The 1,540-nt window shown below is 71.5% G+C and carries 2 protein-coding genes; both read left to right on the top strand.

Features of this window, described 5'->3' with window-relative positions; genetic code table 11:
* On the top strand, positions 1 to 965 hold a 965-nt coding region (locus HC022_RS26270; RefSeq protein ID WP_167454342.1), incomplete at its 5' end, for a tetratricopeptide repeat protein.
* Between the two features lie 44 nt (positions 966 to 1,009).
* Positions 1,010 to 1,540 (top strand): thioredoxin domain-containing protein (locus HC022_RS26265; protein ID WP_167454341.1); only part of this gene is annotated, 531 nt, incomplete at its 3' end.

Below are 1,540 nucleotides of genomic sequence, written 5' to 3'. Positions count from 1 at the left end.
CGCTCGGCATGGCGCTGGCCGCCGCCACCGGGGCCGCGACCGGCAGCGGCGACGCCGCCTTCGGCGTGCTGCTCGGCACCCAGAGCGCCGCGATGCGCAACTTCCTCGCCCACACCCGCGCCGAGGAAAGCTCGGCCGACATCACCTCGGTCCGGACGCTTGCGCGGGCCGGCATCGACCCCGCCGGCGCCATCGAGGTGCAGGAACTGTTCCGCGGGCAGGAGGCGCTGTCCGCCGGGCGTCAGGACCCATACATGCGCAGCCACCCGCTGACCACGGACCGGCTGCGCACGCTCAAGGGGCTGGTGGCCGCCGCCGGGCCCGGGGCGCCGCGAAATCCCGAGGCTGCCTACTGGTTCGCCCGCGCCCGCGCCAAGCTCGAGGCCTTCCTGCGGGCGCCGAAATGGACGCTGGGGCGGCTCGACCGCCTGCCCTCGAAGGACATCGCGCTGATGGCCGAGGCCGCGGCGCGGCACCAGCAATCCGATCTCAAGGGCGCGCTGCGGGCCATCGACGGCGCCATCGCGCTGCGCCCGCGCGACCCGTTCTATTACGACCTAAAGGGCCAGATCCTGCTCGAGTCGCGGCAGGCTGCCGCTGCCGTGAAGGTCTATTCCCAGGCGCGCAGCCTTGCCCCGCGCAACGCCCAGATCCTTGCCGGGCTCGGCCGGGCGCAGCTTGCGGCGGGCCAGACCTCGGCGGCGCTGCAGACGCTGGAAGAGGCACGCGGCCGCGACTGGCGCGACGCCCGGGTGCTGCGCGACCTCTCGGTGGCCTATGCACAGAGCGGCAACGCCGGCATGGCCTCGGAGGCGACGGCGCAGCGCTACGCCCTCGGCGGCCGCCTCAAGGACGCCGGGATCCACGCCAAGCGCGCCACCGATCTGCTGCCGCGGGGATCCGCCCCGTGGCGTCGGGCGCAGGACGTGCTAGACGCAGCCGAAAGAGCCAAGGCCACGCGCTGACGCGGGCCCGCCACACACGCGACGAGATAGACATTGGAGAGCCCATGCTGACCCGACTGAAACGCCCCGCCACCGCGCTGACCCTCGCCGCCGGCATGCTCGCCTCGCCGCTCGCCGCGCAGGATCTCGACTTCTCGGACATGACGCCCGAGCAGCGCCAGGCCTTCGGCGCGCAGGTCCGCGAATACCTGCTCGAGAACCCCGAGGTGATCATGGAAGCGGTCAACGCGCTCGAGGCCAAGCAGGCCCAGCAGCAGGCCGCCGCCGATGACCAGCTCGTCGCCGACAACGCCGATGCGCTGTTCCGCGATGGCTACAGCTGGGTCGGCGGCAACCCCGACGGCGACGTCACCATCATCGAATTCTCGGACTACCGCTGCGGCTACTGCCGCCGTGCCTTCCCCGAGGTCGAGGAGCTGATCGAGAGCGATGGAAACATCCGCTTTATCATGAAGGAATTCCCGATCCTCGGCGAAGCCTCGGTGACCTCGTCGCGCTTTGCCATCGCCACCCAGCTCGAGGCCGGGGACGATGCCTACAAGTCGGTTCACGACGCGCTGATGACGCTCGAGGGC

This window comes from Salipiger sp. HF18 (assembly GCF_011806505.1).
GTDB lineage: Bacteria > Pseudomonadota > Alphaproteobacteria > Rhodobacterales > Rhodobacteraceae > Salipiger > Salipiger thiooxidans.
This window is presented reverse-complemented; position numbering and strand designations above follow the sequence as displayed.